Source organism: Oceanispirochaeta sp. (assembly GCF_027859075.1).
In the GTDB taxonomy this organism is placed as follows: Bacteria; Spirochaetota; Spirochaetia; order DSM-2461; family DSM-2461; genus Oceanispirochaeta.
The window spans coordinates 1-18,181 of record NZ_JAQIBL010000252.1 but is presented as its reverse complement, the minus strand read 5'-3'; the positions used below and the strand labels follow the sequence as shown (position 1 = coordinate 18,181).

The 18,181-nt window shown below is 46.4% G+C and carries 14 protein-coding genes, 1 tRNA gene and 1 riboswitch; of the genes, 7 read left to right on the top strand and 8 right to left on the bottom strand.

Going from position 1 to position 18,181, the window contains the following annotated elements; translation table 11 throughout:
* On the bottom strand, positions 1-424 hold a 424-nt coding region (locus PF479_RS13965), incomplete at its 3' end, for an acyl-CoA dehydrogenase family protein (protein WP_298007655.1).
* A gap of 89 nt (positions 425-513) precedes the next feature.
* A complete protein-coding gene (dbpA, locus tag PF479_RS13960) occupies positions 514-1,893 on the bottom strand; it encodes an ATP-dependent RNA helicase DbpA (RefSeq protein ID WP_298007653.1) in 1,380 nt (459 codons plus the stop codon).
* Between the two features lie 170 nt (positions 1,894-2,063).
* On the opposite strand from dbpA, the gene PF479_RS13955 reads away from it, so the two are divergent.
* Both PF479_RS13955 and PF479_RS13950 read left to right on the top strand, forming a co-directional pair.
* Positions 2,064-2,558, top strand: a complete 495-nt coding sequence (locus PF479_RS13955) for a MarR family transcriptional regulator (protein ID WP_298007652.1) — start codon at positions 2,064-2,066, stop codon at positions 2,556-2,558.
* Positions 2,555-3,454: a cation diffusion facilitator family transporter gene (locus PF479_RS13950; protein WP_298007650.1), complete on the top strand. Its 900-nt coding sequence runs from the start codon at positions 2,555-2,557 to the stop codon at positions 3,452-3,454. Before PF479_RS13955 ends, PF479_RS13950 begins: the two co-directional genes overlap by 4 nt.
* Positions 3,455-3,477: 23 nt before the next feature.
* On the opposite strand, the gene PF479_RS13945 is transcribed toward PF479_RS13950, so the two are convergent.
* From PF479_RS13945 to PF479_RS13925, 5 genes are all read right to left on the bottom strand, one after another.
* Positions 3,478-5,871 (bottom strand): PAS domain-containing sensor histidine kinase, encoded by a 2,394-nt coding sequence (locus PF479_RS13945; RefSeq protein ID WP_298007648.1) that lies wholly within the window; start codon positions 5,869-5,871, stop codon positions 3,478-3,480.
* A 78-nt stretch (positions 5,872-5,949) separates the two neighbouring features.
* Positions 5,950-7,992, bottom strand: a complete 2,043-nt coding sequence (locus PF479_RS13940) for a methyl-accepting chemotaxis protein (RefSeq protein WP_298007646.1) — start codon at positions 7,990-7,992, stop codon at positions 5,950-5,952.
* Between the two features lie 157 nt (positions 7,993-8,149).
* A complete protein-coding gene (locus PF479_RS13935; RefSeq protein WP_298007644.1) occupies positions 8,150-8,491 on the bottom strand; it encodes a hypothetical protein in 342 nt (113 codons plus the stop codon).
* A 25-nt stretch (positions 8,492-8,516) separates the two neighbouring features.
* Complete coding sequence (locus PF479_RS13930; RefSeq protein ID WP_298007642.1) at positions 8,517-9,008, bottom strand: hypothetical protein; 492 nt, start codon at positions 9,006-9,008, stop codon at positions 8,517-8,519.
* A gap of 44 nt (positions 9,009-9,052) precedes the next feature.
* On the bottom strand, positions 9,053-10,243 hold the full coding sequence (locus tag PF479_RS13925) for an ankyrin repeat domain-containing protein (RefSeq protein ID WP_298007640.1): 1,191 nt from the start codon (positions 10,241-10,243) through the stop codon (positions 9,053-9,055).
* A gap of 104 nt (positions 10,244-10,347) precedes the next feature.
* Here PF479_RS13925 and PF479_RS13920 point away from each other — a divergent pair, with 104 nt between their 5' ends.
* The 4 genes from PF479_RS13920 to PF479_RS13905 all read left to right on the top strand — a co-directional run bounded on the left by PF479_RS13920 (position 10,348) and on the right by PF479_RS13905 (position 15,821).
* Entirely contained in the window at positions 10,348-12,180 is a 1,833-nt protein-coding gene (locus PF479_RS13920; protein WP_298007638.1) for an ASKHA domain-containing protein, read from the top strand.
* 17 nt (positions 12,181-12,197) lie between these two features.
* Positions 12,198-13,508 carry a PocR ligand-binding domain-containing protein gene (locus PF479_RS13915; protein WP_298007636.1) on the top strand — a complete coding sequence of 437 codons (1,311 nt, stop codon included), beginning with the start codon at positions 12,198-12,200 and terminating at the stop codon, positions 13,506-13,508.
* Between the two features lie 127 nt (positions 13,509-13,635).
* A riboswitch (cobalamin riboswitch) is annotated at positions 13,636-13,826 on the top strand.
* Positions 13,827-13,937: 111 nt separating this feature from the next.
* Positions 13,938-14,576, top strand: a complete 639-nt coding sequence (locus PF479_RS13910; RefSeq protein ID WP_298007634.1) for a corrinoid protein — start codon at positions 13,938-13,940, stop codon at positions 14,574-14,576.
* Positions 14,577-14,780: 204 nt separating this feature from the next.
* Positions 14,781-15,821, top strand: a complete 1,041-nt coding sequence (locus PF479_RS13905) for an aldose epimerase family protein (RefSeq protein WP_298007632.1) — start codon at positions 14,781-14,783, stop codon at positions 15,819-15,821.
* Position 15,822: 1 nt separating this feature from the next.
* Here the strand turns inward: PF479_RS13905 and PF479_RS13900 are convergent, their stop codons facing one another.
* Positions 15,823-17,607 carry an ATP-binding protein gene (locus tag PF479_RS13900; RefSeq protein ID WP_298007630.1) on the bottom strand — a complete coding sequence of 595 codons (1,785 nt, stop codon included), beginning with the start codon at positions 17,605-17,607 and terminating at the stop codon, positions 15,823-15,825.
* A gap of 280 nt (positions 17,608-17,887) precedes the next feature.
* Between PF479_RS13900 and PF479_RS13895 the strand changes: the two genes are divergently transcribed.
* Positions 17,888-17,971 (top strand) — tRNA-Leu (locus tag PF479_RS13895).
* The last annotated feature ends 210 nt before the right edge of the window (positions 17,972-18,181 follow it).

The following is an 18,181-nucleotide window of genomic DNA, read 5'->3' as shown; positions in this document are numbered from 1 at the left end:
GCTTTTCCCAGCTGGTCTTCATGGCCAGAGCATCCGTACCATACCCGGGTTCGGTGATCATCAATCCGCCGAGAGAATTGTTCTTGAGGAATAAACCAAAGGTATCCTTCTTCAGTTTTTCTTCTCCATATTTGGCTAAGGGCTCCAGGAACAGAGCTCCATTGATACCCAGAATCAGTGACAAGGGCAGTGATTCATAGGAAGTGGATTCCAGAAGGCTCAATATTTCCACGGGTTTGCTACCCTTACCGCCATAGGCTTCGGGTATGGAAACCGCAGAGGGGCTGAGAACCGCTATCTCATCCAGAACTCTTTGAGGAATGCCTCTTTGCTGCTCCGCCTCTTCAGGAGAGTCCTGATCTGTGAATAGATTTTTTAATATCTCCTGATAAGTCTTGAGATAATCCTTGAAAGATTCTGTCATATTGCCTGCCCTCGATAAGCTTATATATTAGTTATCTACTAATATATAAAAAATTACAAGGCTCACAGAGAGGAGACGGTCCTTAAGAATCAGCTGTCATGGATCATGGCCTTGAATAAACGCCCCTTGATCTGATCCTCTTCCAGGACTTTTAAAGCCCTGGCGGCACTGCCCCGTTTGACAGCCACAAAGGTGATATAATCCTGACGATCTATCTTTCCTACATCATCCCCGGGAATACCGTTTTTGGATGTAAGAGCCCCCAGGATATCACCGGCACTGATCTTATTCCTCCTCCCTCCGTTGATAGAGAGGGTGATCATGGAGGGAGCCAGATCTTCCACAGAACATGACTCTTCAAATTCAAGATGCTCTGCTATGTAGCGACTGTTAGTAAACTCATTGATCAAATCAAGCCTCACTGAATCCTTTGCCTTCATGAGGGAGAAAGCAAGTCCTTCAGACCCGGCTCTGCCGGTGCGTCCGATCCGGTGAACATAGGTTTCGGTCTCAAAGGGAAGTTCATAGTTGATGACGGCACTCAGATCTTTTATATCGAGTCCTCTGGCAGCCACATCTGTGGCAACAAGGATTCTGCAGCTGCCGTTTGAAAAGCGGATAAGAACTTCGGTCCGCTCTTTTTGTTCCAGGTCTCCATGAATGGCCAGGCTGTGAAGGCCCGTTGCCAGCAGCTCCTGTTCCACCTTGCGGCAGGAATCTTTAGTGTTACAAAAAACGATTGTCGATTCCGGCTTATGTTTTGCCAAAAGAGAAACCACTGCTTTGGCCTTGGTCGTTGGTGCCATTTCGTAAAAGAACTGTTTGATCACCGTGGGTTCATGCTGTGTTTCCACGGTGATCTCGACGGGATCATTCATAACGGATTGACTGAGAGCTTTAATTTCATCAGGGAAGGTGGCAGAAAAACAAAGGGTCTGTCTTTTCGTGGGAGCAAAGGCCAGAATGTCTTCGATCTGATCGATGAATCCCATATCCAGCATACGGTCGGCCTCATCCAGTACTACCATTTTGACTTCATCCAGAATCAAAGCTCCCTTATGAAGGAGTTTCTGAATGCGTCCGGGTGTTCCCACCACGATATGGGCCTGGTGACTGAGAGAGTGTTCCTGTTTACGCATGGGAAACCCACCGGTGATTTTCAGAAGTTTTATATTGTGCTGGAACCGGGCCAGCCGTCGTATTTCTCCCGTAACCTGTTCTGCCAGTTCCCGGGTGGGACACAGAACAAGGGCCTGTACACGATAGCGCTGTGTATCCATATTATGGAGCAACCCGATTCCAAAAGCGGCCGTTTTTCCACTGCCGGTCTTGGCCTGAGCCAGAACGTCCCGGCCCTTCAAAATGGGGGGAATACTCATTTCCTGAATATCAGTCATTGTTTCGTATTTAAGACTCTGTATGTTGTCTAGAAAGACCTGTGAGAGAGGGAGAGTTGTGAATGGTTTCATTGAGAGCAAATTATCATAGATATTATCAGGGATACAAGAGAGAAAAGGTACAGTATCCGATCATAAATTTCGTCCTGCCGGGATTTTTTCCCCGATTCGTCAGAAAGGAAGAAGCCCCGGCAGCATTTGAATATTGACAGAAGCTGAGAAAATGAATATTATTTAGTTAAATGAAACTAAATAATATAAACAATTATACAGAAGAGAGTAATGAAGTACTCTCACGTCTAGCCGTCACGATTGAACGTCTTTCCTACAGTCTGGAAAATCATGAACGGAATGCCATTTCAACATCCAGTCTCTCCTCCCTCACAGGCAGTCAGATTCACTGCCTGGATATGGCCCGGCATCTGGGAAAAGTACGGATCGGTCAGCTGGCGGAGGCATTGGCCATCAGCATGCCGACGGCAACAGTGACGGTGAATCTTCTGGAGAAAAAGGGGTATCTGAATAAGGAGAAGTCCAGGGACGATCGGCGGGCCGTTGTTGTTAACCTGACAGCGAAAGGGCTTGAAATATCAAACCTGCACGATGCTATCCACAAGGGATATGCCCGGCAGATGCTGGGGGCAATCGGCTCTCAAAACACAGAGACCCTCAATACCCTTCTCATACAGGCACTCAATAAAATAGACGCAGATTCAAAAATGGGGGCCTTAGGATGAATGAGGCTTTTGAAAGAGCCAGCCAGGCCAGCCGGATTACTCTCATAGGGTCCATCGTCAACCTTCTCCTTTCCATTGCAAAAATGGCAGCAGGAATTGTGGCCGGCAGTGCCGCCATGGTTGCCGACAGTGTCCACTCCCTCTCGGACCTCGCGACAGATATTGTTGTTCTGGCCACCATCAAACTGGCCAAGCAGCCGGTAGACAGAAACCATCAGTATGGTCATGGAAAATTTGAAACCCTGGGAACGGTGTTCATTGGAGGAGCCCTTCTGGCGGTTGGTGCGGGTCTCCTGATTTCCGGAGGGCAAGCCATTCTGCAGGCACTGGAGGGGGAAATTCCTGGAAAACCGGGAAATCTGGCCCTCGTCGCTGCCGCCAGTTCCATCCTGGCGAAAGAAATCCTTTACAGATATACCTTACGGGTCGGGAAGAAGATCAGGAGCCAGGCTGTGATAGCCAATGCCTGGCATCACCGTTCCGATGCATTCTCGTCTATCGGGGCTCTTCTGGGCATTTCCGGGGCCATTCTACTCGGCCCTTCATTCCATATTCTTGATCCCATTGCCGGAATCATTGTCAGTGCCATCATATGCTGGACGGCCTTCGGTATCCTGAAGAATGCACTGGCCGAATTGGTTGAGGCCGCGGTAGAACCAGAACTGCAGGATAAAGTTCTGCAGATTGCCGGAAACGTACCTGGTGTAACTGATCCCCATAATCTTAGAATGCGTCGTGTCGGTTCCTATATTGTGCTGGATCTGCACATTCGTGTAGACAGGAATATGAGTATTCAAAATGCCCATCAGAAATGTCATGAAGTGGAAAAAGTTATTACTAAAGAGCTGGGATCCCCCATCGTCACGATTCATGCAGAACCCGACGAATGGTCTTGAACAGATCTTCGATTCTCACAGGTTTAAGCTGAGAGTTCACTACCGTTTTTCTTGATTTCCTGAGGAATATAGATTTGAAACTCCGTTCCTTCATCAGGGATGGAGTTGACAATGATATTTCCCTTATGATTCCTGATGATTCCAAAGACAACGGAGAGTCCCATTCCCGTACCTTCGCCGGTACTCTTGGTGGTAAAGAAGGGTTCAAATATATGACTCAGAGTCTCTTTATTCATACCGGAACCGTTATCTCTCACGGTCAGAACCGCATAGTGACCCGGCTGGAAATGACCAAGAGCACCCTCTCTAGGGTCTTGAACATTCTCCTCTTTAAGGCTGACATCAAGAGTTCCAATTTCTCCCATGGCATGAGAGGCATTGGTGCACAGATTCATCATGATTTCATGTATCCTTGTCGAATCACCCAGGATCGGATTTGTTTCCTCCGAAAAAGAAGTATTGATATGTATTGACGCAGGGATGGTTGCTCTCAGAAACTGAAGGGCTTCCTGAATGACAGGGATAAGGAAAAAAATATCATTCCTCTCTGGAACCTGTCGGCTGAAGGAAAGAATTTGCTGAACCAGTTTTTTAGCCCGCTCTCCCGCGGAAACAATGTTTTTCATATAGTGCTGGATATCTTCATCCATAATTTTTTTAAGACCCACCAGCTCGGCATAGCCGAGGATACCTGTCAGAATATTATTAAAATCATGAGCGATGCCGCCGGCAAGATGACCGATGGCCTCCATTTTTTCTGTTTGACGTAAACGCTGTTCCATCTGGGCCTGCTTGGTTCTGTCATCATATATGACCAGCAAATTCCCTGAAGGTAGACGTGAAATATGATTCTCAACGACCAGGGAGGTTCGGTTATCCTTATATTCCCGGACGGGTAGATAGATAGATTCTCCAGTTTCATGTGTCTTTTGAAGGCAATCAAAAAGACCTATTTCCTTTACTCCGGGAAACACCTCACTGACCTTCCTGCCTTTAACATCCGCCAGCTGCACCTTACTCATCAGCTGACCTGCCGGATTCAAATCACGAAATATAAAATCCTCACCATCATTAAAAGGCTCGTAGATAACAATTCCCGAATCGATATATTCAAAAATGCTTCTAAAGTAAGCTTCATTCTCTTTGACTGCATCTTCAGATCTCTTTCTTTCTGTAACATCGGTGAGGACACAATGAGTCTGCCGGAATGAACCGTCTTCTTTATATCCGATCCTGCCTTCAAAACTGATATATCGATTGGTTCCCTTCTTTGTAACCATATAGAATTCACTGTGAACCTGGCCCCTCTTCTTAAAGAGAGGAAATCTTTGTTCAAAGACCTCTTTGTATCCCGGGGCAAGATAATCACCAAACCAGTGTCCAAGGACTTCGTCCCGTTCATATCCGGTCAACTCAAGCCAGTTATCATTGACTTCCAGAAAGCGTCCCTCTTCATCCAGTGACTGGTACGCCAGGGGAGCATTTCTAAACATGTTGAAAAACCGTTCTTCACTCTTTTTAATATCCTCCAGTTTCTTACTGGTTTCTGTGACTTCCCGTAAAAAAATTGAAAATCCGATGATGACACCGGTCAAACTTTTCCGAGGATATAAAGAAATAGAGAGAGAGATAATCTGACTATTCCAGTCTTTTCCCTCCAGAATTCTATTGACCGCTTTTTCCTCTTTCTGCGCGGTGAGGATGGATTCTTCAAACAATCTGAAATTTTCCGCATTCATAAGTGGCTCAAGAGAGAGACCGAACCGCTCCTGAAGCAAAGGTCCCAGCAGGGAATGGGAGCTCTTATTGGCTGAAATCAAATGTCCCTGGAGGTCTATTTCAAGAATGCCATCAGAAGTAGTGTCCGCAAAAGCATTGTATTTATTCCCCATGTTATTCTGTGATGTTTTATAATTCAGGATTTCAAGGGCATGGCTGATCTGATCTGTAATCTCAATAAAGAAATCCTGTTCCTCCTTATCCTCAATAAAGGCTTTGGGAACAGAAGCACTGATCCAACCCAGAGAAGTCTTCCCCGAGCCCAGTCTTCTGGTTATGCCTGCACGGTTCTTGTATGTCTCATAAAAAGGGCAAAGTTTGCACTCATGAGAAAGATCATCAATGATGTACAGATTTTTCGACTCAGTTAATTTTTGAGCACAGGGAGGCATGATCCCCTTTTTGAGGATTCGGGCCATTGGTTCAAAGGATGAGTCCCGGCCAGTACCGAATCCGGCGTGATAATAAGGTTCAACAGGAATATCGTGAAGAGTCAGGATGATCCATATGTTAAAATAACCTTTCTCTTTTAAAAGGATTTGGCTCAGAGAATTCAGGAGGATGTGCTGATCTGTTTCTGAGATAAGAACCTTGTTGATCAGCCTCAAAGCTCTCAGACTATCATTTTTATTCTCCACTGGACCTCTTATACAATAATATCTCCAAAGACTTCCAGATCCCCCTCAAAAGAGACACCAGGGTACAGGATAAAAAGACTAGAACTCTTCAAATCCGGAATCATCCTGCTCCAAAGACTGGTTGTCAGGCTTTATTGTTTTACCGACAGGAATACGTTGAGAATCTGAGTTAAAGGGAATCTTCTTTGTCTGCTTTGTCTGTTTAGAAACCCCTTTGATAGACTCACTCACCCTCTTATCAACGCCAAGTTTAAAAAATGAGATCAAAGATTGCAAATTTTCCGCCTGAGCCGACAACTCCTCAGCCATGGATGCTGATTCCTCAGATGACGAGGCATTCTGCTGAATAACAGAATTTAGTTGATTGATCGCCTCTACGACCTGGGAGGCTCCGGAACTCTGCTCTTTGGAGGAGGTGGCAATATCTTGAATCAGGCTGGCAGTATTCTTAATCTTCGGAACAATATTCTGCATCATTTCACCCGCATCGATGGCCTGTTTGACACTGTTATTGGCTAGCTCTGATATTTCACTGGCAGCCAATTTACTGCTGATCGCCAATTTCCCGACCTCTGCGGCCACGACGGCAAAACCTTTTCCATGTTCTCCCGCTCTGGCGGCTTCTATGGCAGCGTTGAGACTCAGCATATTGGTTGATCTGGCAATATCCTCAATAATACTGATCTTCGCCGATATATTCTTCATGGCTTCAACGGTGATAAGGACTGCGGCACTGCCTTGTTCCACAACCTCGGCGGCTTCTCTGGAGATCCGTTCCGTCTGGATGGAATTATCCGAGTTCTGTTCAATATTAGCACCCATCTCTTCCATGGAGGATGAGATTTCTTCTACAGAAGAAGCCTGTTCGGCAGCACCCTGAGAGAGCAGCTGAGAAGTGGAACTCAACTGCAGACTGCCATTAGAGACATTATCCGACCCCTGTTGTACCTGAAGGAAAAGGTCACGTAAGCTGTTTCTCATCTCAGTGAGAGCCGCCGCCAGCTGCCCCACCTCATCTTTCTGATCTACATTGATGACTGCCGTCAGGTCTCCCCGGGATAACTGCTCTGCAAATAAAATCCCTTTGTACATGGGACCACAGATACCCCTGGAGATGGCAAAGGCCATGAGAATACTGATAAAAAATGCGATGATTGTGATGAAGAGCACCACTGTTCTTGTAGACTTGGCAGATCTCATCATTGCTTCATCCGTCATCAGATGCGCTCGGGCTTCCGTTCGGATTTCTTTGAGAATGGCCTGCACCACTTTGAGGGCTGGTTGTGTTTCACTGGCAAAAATAATAGAGGACTGAGTCATGGCGGCCATCTCGTCTTCTGCGATGGTTTTCATGGATTTAAGATCGGCCAGAGTGGAATCCAAAAGAGGAAGGGTTGTTCCGGTAAAGTAGTTTCTTGCCTGGGTTGTATTCAAGGCCAGGAGCCGGTCGATTTCAATGGCGGAAGCATGAAGGGCTTCATGATGAACCAGCATGGCATCCCAGTGAGTCTTAAATAGAGAAGATCCATTTTCATAGAGAAGTGCAGCCTTATCGCTGCTCAACCATTTTCCAAGGGCGCAGAGATTAGAATCGGTTTCTACTTCAAGGAAACCTTCTCCCTTCAGAAAAGTATCTCTGATATCTCCCGCCCAGTAGAGGTGATCGATCTGTCGGTCAGACAGAAGGGCAGGCAAAGATCTGTCTGCCTGTACAAATATTTTGTCAATTTTGCCGGCAGATTCATGGAGCCTGTAATGGGGGTCTTCCATTTTTTTAAAAAGGGGAGCCAGAGAGGGAATCAGGGCTTCAGCCTCAGTCCGTCCTGAGCCATAGAGCCATAGACCAAAAGCACATTTATGATCATCCAGCTGAATATTCAGTTTTACAACCGTATCATCAGACAGGAGGGAATTGACCTCGCTGGCCCAGTTGAGGTGATCCACCTCTTTTTCTGCCAGAAGGGAATCCAGCTTGTTGCCGGTGATGACTTCATCTGCATTGACCACAATTTCGGAGATTCCATTGATAGCCCAGAGAGCCACGAACAAAGTGAGTAGAATCAAAAGGCCAAAGCCGATATACATCTTTCCACTAATTTTAATGTTTTTCCAATGGATCATAAATGTACCCTCATTTCTTAATACCCTCGTTTACTATTCTGAATTATGATTTTAATCAAAGAATGCTTTCTTAACAAGTAAAAAATGATATGTTACTGTAACAGAATGTATGAGGAGGCTGCAGTCAAGCCAAGGGGTATAAAAGTACAAGGGTTTTTTAATCGTCTTCCATTAATTCGTTAATTTCATCCCAGGCTTCGGGTTCTCCCCGGCGCAGCCTGTTCAGTAATTTATAATGGTATAGGAGGATACGGGCTTTCTTTTCTCTGAAACTCTCCCGGGTTTCTCCCTGAGGGAGATATTCATCGCTGACCTCCGGGGAGTTCAGAATTTTTCCCAGTTCTGGAAAAAAACGGGAGGAGTCTACTGACAGAAAATCATCAAAATCTGTCAATAGGATGGGGTTGTATTTTAAGCCCTTTAACTCATCAGCTGTCTTTTTTATAAGATCCGGATCATCCGAAATGATCAGATCCTTCAGTGATTTTTCAAGGTCCATGTTTACTCCTCTGAGAAAAATCAGGCTATTCTGACTCTTTTTCCTTTTCCGGAACACTCTCTTCAGAATCCATCTGCCCGCTTTTGTCTTCGATCACTTCATCAGCTTCAACTTCCGTCTCATCTTCAACTTCTGCATCTGTCTCTTCTGCATCTGTCTCTTCAGGCTGTTCCAGGGGATCACAGTTACTGCAGAGGTTGGCATCATACAAAAAAATCTGATTCATATTCAGCTTGGCACCGCAGTTTGCACAATCTCTTCGGTATGGAAAAATTTTAGACCTGAAAAAGTAGATAATGGCGGCAATAGCACCCAGGGGGACGATGATCCACTTCGGCTCAAAGCCTTCTTCTCTGAGAACCGTTGCACCAATGTACAGATTAAAGATCAGGATTGCCTGAAACAGTGTGGCTGTTCTTTTCTTGCTGCCTCTTGCACGGTAACGTCTCTGAATCAGATTCAGAACCAGCCATCCTAAAAAGACGTAATAAAAATTATCCGCTATAAAATCAATCATTTTTTAACTCCAGGAGGTTCAAAATCCGGTATATCCCGAATCTCTTACCATTTTGAATAGATTATACGGGAGAGTTTTATATTATCCAAGACTGAAGGATCAAGAGTCGCATCAACTCCTTCTTCCCGTAGAAATGAAGCAACAGGAATATAAATGGATTCCTCTTCATTCAGATGGTATCCCAGAATAAGATAATCCATGGCGGTCAAATTGTCCCCGTCGACCCGGCCTAAGGATGCTCCGGCTTTCTTTAATTCGACAAGGGTCCTCAAATCTCCCATAAAAGTGGCGTAATGAACAAGAGAGGCTCCCAGGCGGCCTGTCTTCTCCGTATCCCAACCGGCATCAATCAGTCTTATCATGGCGGGATAAGACCCGGATGCAAAGGCACCGAACAAGGCAGAGCTTTCCAGGTAGGCCGCATCATCAGTGATACCCGATTCCAATAAGAGATCTATCAGTTTCTGATGGTTTTCAAAGGCGGCATACCAGAGAGCACTCAGATCCAGATTATCTTTCAAGGCCGGATTGGCTCCCTGGGACAGAAGCAGATCTGCCGTGTATATGTCGTCCCGGGATGCCGCCATCATAAGAGCACTAACTCCCTCGGTGTCGGCCGCATTCGGATCTGTTCCTGTCTCTATCATGGTACGGAGGGTTTCATAGTCCCCCTTTATCAATGTAGAGAGAAATTCATGATAAACCCATCTGCTTTCCCTAAGGCTGAGAGCCCTGGCATAATGCTGCCTTCTGTTCCAGATTTCACTCAAAACGGGATGATCATAATGCCCGTCGATGATCCGGCCGCCCTTCTCTTCCAGATAGCGGGCCAGTTCAGTCCGAACATTGTTCACAGCCAGCAGCAAGGCCGTATACCCCAGGGGAGACTGAAGATTGAGAAAGGCGCCCTCCTGAAGAAGAATCTGTGCCAGATTCCTGTTTCCTTTTATGGCGGCATGCATTAAGGGGGTCAGCCCTTGAGGATCAGTGAGATCAGGATCTGCCCCCTGGTCCAGCAACCAGCGGACTTCAAGGCTGCGCTGCTCTTTACACATGATGATAAGGGCCGTGTTGCCCTCGTGCAGTGCCATATTCACCGAGTGCTTATCATCCAGAAAGAAGCGGGCATCCTGTAGACGGGAATCCCGCAGGTCAGTCAGAAAATCTTCTTCCGGCGTAGCCATCAGAGAAGAGATCACAAATAAAAAGAGTATAATAGCCATGAAATTTTTCATTTAGGCTCCTGAAACTGATAATTACAAAAAAGTACGGGTAATTTACAAGATTTCCCCATAAGCAGCTGTTTAACTCCTAACATAGAGATTACCGGGAGAAAAGAATGAATTCAACAACTTTTACCTTACATGATGGTCCGAGGATTATCAATGAAACAATGACTCCCGGGGAAAACCTGCTCTCCCTGATTCACAGCATCCCCTCGGTAAACATGGATGCTCCCTGCGGCGGCAAGGGAACCTGTGGTAAATGCAGGGTTCGGATACTGGAGGGAAAGGTCTCCCCTCTCAGTGATGAAGAGCGAAAATTCCTCAGTCCCGATGAGATTGAAAAAGGAATCCGCCTGGCCTGCCTGACCCATCCGGAGGGTTCTATCGCCGTAAGCCTGGAGAGCAGCACAAAGACTGCCAAAATCAAGGTCTCAGGTGGACTCCCCTATAGGGGCAACCTGAATCCCCTGTTGAGAAAAGAAGTGATTTCCCTGACTCCAGCCAGTCTGGAAGATCAGAGATCCCTGGAAACCAGGATGCTTCACGCCCTTCCCGAGGGGACGATCCTGGAGCACCCTCTCCGCAAAAAACTGGCAAAGTTTCAAAAAGAAGAACAATACATAATGACCGCCAGCCTCTGCGGCAAAACCATAACAGATCTGACTCCGGGAGCAAGCGGGACAAAACCCTATGCCCTGGCTGTGGATATCGGAACCACGACCATCGTAGCCTATCTTCTGGATCTGACAACGGGAATGCAGATAGGAACGGCTTCGGGACTGAATAATCAAAAGAGCTTTGGAGCCGATGTGATTTCCAGAATAGACTACATCGGAGATGACAATGACAAGCTGAGCCAACTGCAGCAGCGGATCTGTACTCAGATTGAAGATCTGGCATCCGAAACCCTGAAAGGAGCCGGCTTGGTCCTGCAGGACCTGATGGGGATTTTTACCGCCGGTAATACCACCATGATGCATATACTCCAGGGACTATCCCCTCAGACCATTGCACAGGCTCCCTTTATTCCAGTCTCCACAGAAGCCATGATACTCAAACCCTCCGAATTGGCATCATCCCTGCCCGACCACATCCGCTTTATTCTGCTTCCTTCCCTGTCGGGATACATTGGTGCGGATATTATTGCGGGGATACTCTCCACCGAGATGGCCGAGTCTGATGATCTATGCCTGCTGGTGGATATAGGTACCAACGGCGAAATTGCCTTGGGAAACCGGGACAGACTGATCAGCTGCTCCACAGCAGCAGGACCGGCATTTGAAGGGGCAAACATACAATGCGGTGTGGGAGGGATTCCCGGTGCCATCAGCTGCTTCAGAGAAGATGGAGAAGCCTTTGAATGGGAAACCATAGACGATAAACCGGTCTGCGGCATATGCGGCTCCGGGATCATCGACCTGACGGCCTATCTCTTAAAAACAAAACTGGCAGACTTTACAGGCCGTTTTCAGGATGATTCGGACTGGGGTGACAATCCTCCCGTTCAAAAGAGTTTTCTGAAAGAACTGGACGGAAACATCTGTTTTACCTGGGGGGATGAACAAAAATCCCTTGTTTTCACACAAAAGGACCTCCGGGAAGTACAGCTGGCAAAAGGCTCCATCGGAGCGGGTATTGCCACACTGGTCAAAGAAGCAGGATACACTCTTTCAGATATAAAGAAGGTGTTTCTGGCAGGAGGATTCGGTTCCTATATCGACCACGAGAGCGCCCTGGGCATCGGTCTCCTGCCTGAGGAACTCCGGGGCAGGATAATCTCCGTCGGGAACTCCTGCGGCGCCGGAGTCATCCGCTGTGCCCTGAGCCTGGATGAAATGAATAAAACAGAAATGATCCTGAACAAGACAAAATATATTGAATTATCATCTAATAAAGGATTTCAGGATGAATATATGCTGAATATGTATTTCCCTGAATATGATTGAGGATTACAATATAACTTATGAACGTAAAAGCCAGAGACTATATCTCCCCTTTCTACAAAAAAGCCCTGGAAATTGCAAAGACCTATAAACAAGCCACCGGGGTGGATTGTTTTGTTATAAACAATAAAGGATACAGACTGAATGAAGACGGGGCCCAGGACGGGGTCTGTCCTTTCTGCACCCAATTGAATCAGTTATGCGACAACAAGGCAGACTGCCGCCAGGCTCACCTCTACGGCGGCTACCAGGCAGAACGGTTCGGGGGGAGCTATATCTACTTCTGTCCCATCAATATGCTTCACTGGGCCTCCCCCCTTATGGAGGAAGGACTCATGACAGGAGCGCTGATCGCGGGCCCGTCACTGATTATTGAAACGGATGAGCTCATAGAGGAATTGAAATCAAAATTCGGCGAAGATTCTGTCGAACAAGCCGGATTGAGAGAGAATCTTGAAAAGATTCCCCTGGTCACAACCGAAAAGGCGAAAGCCCTTTCCGAATTACTGCTCATTACCGCCTCTCATCTCATTGAAGGTGATCATTCAGAGCTGACTTCCAAAAAAGACTCGATGGACCAGCAGTCTCAAATTTCAGAGTATATTCAGTACATCAAACAGATGGAGTATAAAGACACAGAATTTTCCCAGTATCCCATCGAGAAAGAAAGGGAGCTCCTCCATCTTATTCAGACCGGTGATTCCAAAGAAGCCCGACGGGTACTCAATGAGATCCTCGGAGCAGTGTTCTTTTCCTCCGGGGGAAAATATGATGTGGTGAAGGCCAGGGTATTAGAGCTGCTGATCCTCCTGTCCAGGGCTGCCGTGGAAGGCGGCGCCGATGCCGAACAGATTTTCGGGATGAATTATAACTATCTGAAAGAAATCAATAATTATAATTCGGTTGAAGGCCTGGCGGGTTGGCTTGCCAGGGTCATCGTACGCTTCTCCGACCTGGTCTTTGACTTGAGGGATGTCAAACATGCGGATGCCATCTATCAGACCATTCAGTATATCAACAAAAACTATGCGGATAAGGTCACTCTTGATGAAGTGGCCTCTGCGGTCTATCTGAGTCCGGCCTACTTCAGTAAAATATTCAAAGAAGAGATGAAATGCAATTTTAACACCTATCTGAATCAGGTGCGGATCAATAAAAGCAAGAACCTCTTAATGAACAGCAAATTCTCACTCGTTGAAATTGCCGGGATGGTCGGATACGAAGATCAGAGCTACTATACGAAAGTTTTTAAAAAAATGACGGATCTATCTCCTGGAAAATACAGAGAAAAGCGAGGGAAAATTGATCTGAAAACACAGGAAATTCATTAAAAAGATATTCGGTAGATCCTTTATATTCACATTTCGATGCTTTCACGCCTAATTGCTAGTAATTTGATATGGATTATTTTTTACCTAATTCCCCATTTTTTACCAAAAATTACAGATAAATTCCAATACGGCACCTTATTGTCATAGCATACTTTAATCGTTCAGAATGAAGGAAGCGAGGTGAGAATCCTCCACGATCCCGTCACTGTGAGCAGGGACAAACCTGAATCATGCCACTGGAAGCACAAAGTTTACCGGGAAGGCTCAGGGGAGAATGAACTGCAAGTCAGGATACTTCTTATGGACCGGTTTCCGGGGTAGATCCTACCTCGCCGTATGCCGCATTTCGCACTTCGTGGATTAAGTCGAATGTATTAGACGATTTAACTTAATACAGAACCGGAAAACCCGGTTCAACCAAGGAGAAACATGATGGCAGATCTCGAACAGATTTCCGAATTGATGCAGAAAGGTAAAGCAAAAGAAGTAAAAGAATTATGTCAGGAAGCCCTGGATGCAGGGATTCCTGCTCAGACTATTCTGGATGACGCCCTACTGGCGGCCATGAATATTGTGGGAGTGAAATTCAAGAACAATCAGGTATTCGTTCCCGAAGTTCTGATAGCTGCCAGAGCCATGAATGCCGGTTTGGAAGTACTCAAATCAGAATTGGAAGCCGGCGGTGCCGAAACAAAGGGAAAAGTAGTCCTGGGGACAGTGAAGGGAGACCTTCACGATATTGGTAAGAACCTTGTTAAAATCATGCTCGAAGGAAAGGGGCTGGAAGTCATTGACCTGGGTACAGACGTATCTCCCGAGCAGTATGTGGAATCCGCAAAAGCGAATGATGCCAATATCATCGCCGTTTCTGCTCTCTTAACAACAACAATGACTCAGATGGAAAATGTTGTGAAAGCAGCAGTTGATGCGGGTATCAGAGATAAAATCACTATCATGATTGGCGGAGCTCCTGTAACACAGTCTTTCTGCGATTCCATCGGTGCCGATATCTACACTCCCGACGCAGCCACGGCTGCAGACAAAGCCCTGGAAGTCTGCTCAAAATAATCTCAGATTTTCATAGTTGGCTTAAACCAACTATTGGACTACAATAAAACTCCGGTTATGCTGGAGTTTTTTTTATTCCAATTTGAATACACCAAAAGGCCCTTCGGTCCAATGAGAATAACCCGCCGGAAATGCGCCCACTTCTGGTAGCACATTATAACCAACCAAGGCCCTGCAGCCTGGAGAACAAATGAGGAGATGGATATGAAAATAAGCAAAAAGGTTTTTGGTACTCTTCCCGATGGAAACATTGCCGATCTGTATACCCTGGAAGGAAACAACGGACTCTCTGTTCAGATAACCAGCTTCGGCGGGGTTATCACATCGATAAAGTGTCCAGACCGCCAGGGAAAAATTGAAGAGATAACTCTGGGATTCGACAGCTTAAAAGAATATACGGATACACGCTTTTTCTTTGGTGCCGCCATTGGAAGATTCGGCAACCGCATAGCGAATGGACGCTTCACTCTGGAAGGTCAGGAGTACAAACTGCCTCAGAACAATGGAACCAACTGCCTCCATGGAGGCGTTGAGAACGCCTTTGACAGAAAGAACTGGCTCATAAGCCCTTTTGAAAAAAAGGACGCAGTGGGTGTGATCCTGAATGCCTTCAGCCCCGATGGTGAAGAGGGGTTTCCCGGAAATCTGAGCACCACCATGACCTATACCCTGACCTCCGGGGGAGAGCTGATATTAGACTACAAAGCCGTCACAGATAAGGCGACTCCCGTCAATCTGACTAACCATAGTTACTTTAATCTGGGGGGAATACACAAAGCCACTATTCTGGATCACAGAGTACAGTTAGACTGCCCCTTTTATCTTCCCGTGGATGAAAAGCAAATTCCCACAGGAGAGATTCTATCGGTAAAAGGAACCGTCATGGATTTTACTGAAGAAGAGACCATCGGAACCCGGATAAACCAGGTGGATGGCGGCGGTTATGATCACTGCTATGTTCTGGCTCCAGGCAGAGGAATACGAAAATACGGAACAGTTCATGATCCGGTCTCCGGCCGCAGCATGGACGTATTCACCGACCAGCCGGGAGTTCAGTTTTATACAGGAAATTTTCTGAAGGATGCGAAAGGACGGGGCGGTCAGATTTATGGAAAGAACTGGGGCTTCTGCCTGGAGACACAGCTCTATCCAGATTGTGTGAATCAGACCCAGTTTCCCAGCTGTATACTTAAACCGGGAGAATTATACACCCATACCAGCAGCTATCAGTTTTCAGTCAACTAGATTATACCGGCAGTTCCTCTGTGACTGCCGGATCTTCACCGGGAAGGGAAAGAGTAAAGGTACAGCCCAAACCTTCCCGGCTCTCCACAGTGACGCTTCCGTTATGAATCTGAGCAATATGTTTTACTATGGAAAGACCCAGCCCTGTGCCGCCCATTTCACGGCTCCGAGCTTTATCAACCCTGTAAAAACGCTCAAAAATACGTTCCATATCCTTTTCAGGAATACCGAATCCCTGGTCCTTCACCTCAATACAGATCTGTTCATCCTTATAATATCCCTTAACAGTGACAGTCTTCTCATCCGAACTGTATTTCACGGCATTCTCGATAAGATTGGTCACAGCCTGTTCCAATAAGACAGGATGCGCCGAGACCAGACAGGCTGAATTACATTCAACCTCAATGACAGATTTTTTATCACTGGCCTTTTGCTGGCAGACCAATACGGCACTGCCAAGAAGATCGCAGAGAGGGATTTTTTCCTTATGAAACCGTCTGCGCCCGTCTTCGAGCCTGGACAGGGTCAGAAGATCATCGATCAGGGCACTGAGATTCCGGGTCTGACGAAAGATAATTTCGACAAACTCTTTGGCTTTATCAGGGTATTCCAATGCTCCCGAGTTCAGGGTTTCCGCATATCCCATGATGGAGGTGACAGGAGTTTTCAGCTCATGGGAAACATTGGCCACAAAGTCCTTCCGCAGGACCTCCAGCTTCTTGATGTTTGTAATATCATTCATTACAAGGAGCACCGTGGGAGGATTGTCTTCATCCTGAAACAAAGAAGTGGCATTCACCTGCAGGTATAAATCCCTCACCGTATAGTGAATGATACTTTCCTGAGGTTCCCGGGATTTCAACGCTTTTTCTGCCAGTTCACAGGTCTCAACAGATTTCATGATCTGAAGGATTCCCTTGCCCAGATAGGATAAACCGTCACCCGGCTCCACCATGGCCAGGGCAGCTGGATTCATTTCTTTGACTTCCAACCGGTGATTCAACAGGATGACAGGCTCACGCATGCTGTTGAGCATCCCCTGCAGTTCATTCTTCTGATAGGTTATGGTACTGATTTTATCCTGAAGCTGGCGCCCCATGACATTGATGGAGCGGGTCAGTGAAATGGCTTCCCGTGAACCCGAGACATCCAGTTCAACATCAAAATTACCCCTTGCGAACTCTCCGGCAACTTCCTTGACAGAACTCATAGTAGAACCTAAACGCCGGGCGATGATAACAGTCAGGATTCCACCCAAGACAAGAACTCCAAAAAAGATCAGAAGGATCTGTTCATAAATTCGATCCAGGTCATCCTGAATATGATCCACCGATTGAGAGAGCCTGACAACCAGTTCATGCCCCTCATCATACACCGCCGTGTAGAGCATCATCATGGAGACAGTGCTGCTGTATCTGGTGGAACTCCCCCATCCGTTGAGTAGGGCCCTCTGGACCTCGGGTCTATAGGAATGGTTGTCCATGGTCTCGATGTCCTCGAAGGTATCAGCGAGGACCAGGCCTGTTTTGTCGATGATAGTCATCCGCAGCTGGGTTCCCTTTACAAGGGTTTCACTGTATTTCTGTGGCCCTCCATCCTCATCAAATCCTGCAGGAGGAATCAGGTTAACCGCCATCTGGTTCATGGCCATCTGACGCTGCAGTGTTTCCCGGTTCATTCCTTTTTTGACGATGCCGATTGTGACGGCAAAATAGAGGACGATTGTTATGAGCAGGAGTAAAAAAATTGTATAAAAAAGCTGTTGAAAAAATGATTTTCTGTACACGATTTATCCTCAATATGGACGGCGGGAACACGGCCTAGATAGATACAGGATATTCTCCCCTCTCAACTCGGTCAATGACGTGCATATTTTATACTCTCATATTTCTCATCCCGGTCCGAAGTATAGTGTTACAGGAATGTTAGATTTTTGTTAATTTCTCTTATTTACCTGTCAAAAGGGCTTTTTTATTCAATTTCGAAGCTCTTGAGGAGGATGAGAAAAAGGGAGAAAGTGCGTTGACAAAAAAGGTGCTCTTAGGTATTATCACATCACCAATTACGCGGTAGTGGTGGAATTGGTAGACACGTCAGCTTGAGGGGCTGGTGGGCGCAAGCTCGTTTTGTTTCAAGTCCTCTCTACCGCAACTTTTAAACACTTTCGGGGTAAGAGATAAGAGCAACTTTAACGAGTTGCTCTTTTTATTTATAATGTAGTTCTGTTGTCTCTCAGGCCCCTCTATTCTTCTATATTACTACTGGATATGGAATTACGCAATATTTGGTTCCTCTCGTTTCCAACATTTCTTTTGATTTCTATCAGTTTTGACTGACTTTTGCTTACACAACTGCATGTA

What these genes read in the sequence shown, in the direction of transcription:
- dbpA (WP_298007653.1), bottom strand. Translation starts at nt 1,893, where the DNA reads ATGAAACCATTCACAACTCTCCCTCTCTCACAGGTCTTTCTAGACAAC.
- PF479_RS13955 (WP_298007652.1), top strand. Translation starts at nt 2,064, where the DNA reads ATGAAACTAAATAATATAAACAATTATACAGAAGAGAGTAATGAAGTA.
- PF479_RS13950 (WP_298007650.1), top strand. Translation starts at nt 2,555, where the DNA reads ATGAATGAGGCTTTTGAAAGAGCCAGCCAGGCCAGCCGGATTACTCTC.
- PF479_RS13940 (WP_298007646.1), bottom strand. Translation starts at nt 7,992, where the DNA reads ATGATCCATTGGAAAAACATTAAAATTAGTGGAAAGATGTATATCGGC.
- PF479_RS13935 (WP_298007644.1), bottom strand. Translation starts at nt 8,491, where the DNA reads ATGGACCTTGAAAAATCACTGAAGGATCTGATCATTTCGGATGATCCG.
- PF479_RS13930 (WP_298007642.1), bottom strand. Translation starts at nt 9,008, where the DNA reads ATGATTGATTTTATAGCGGATAATTTTTATTACGTCTTTTTAGGATGG.
- PF479_RS13925 (WP_298007640.1), bottom strand. Translation starts at nt 10,243, where the DNA reads ATGAAAAATTTCATGGCTATTATACTCTTTTTATTTGTGATCTCTTCT.
- PF479_RS13920 (WP_298007638.1), top strand. Translation starts at nt 10,348, where the DNA reads ATGAATTCAACAACTTTTACCTTACATGATGGTCCGAGGATTATCAAT.
- PF479_RS13915 (WP_298007636.1), top strand. Translation starts at nt 12,198, where the DNA reads ATGAACGTAAAAGCCAGAGACTATATCTCCCCTTTCTACAAAAAAGCC.
- PF479_RS13910 (WP_298007634.1), top strand. Translation starts at nt 13,938, where the DNA reads ATGATGGCAGATCTCGAACAGATTTCCGAATTGATGCAGAAAGGTAAA.
- PF479_RS13905 (WP_298007632.1), top strand. Translation starts at nt 14,781, where the DNA reads ATGAAAATAAGCAAAAAGGTTTTTGGTACTCTTCCCGATGGAAACATT.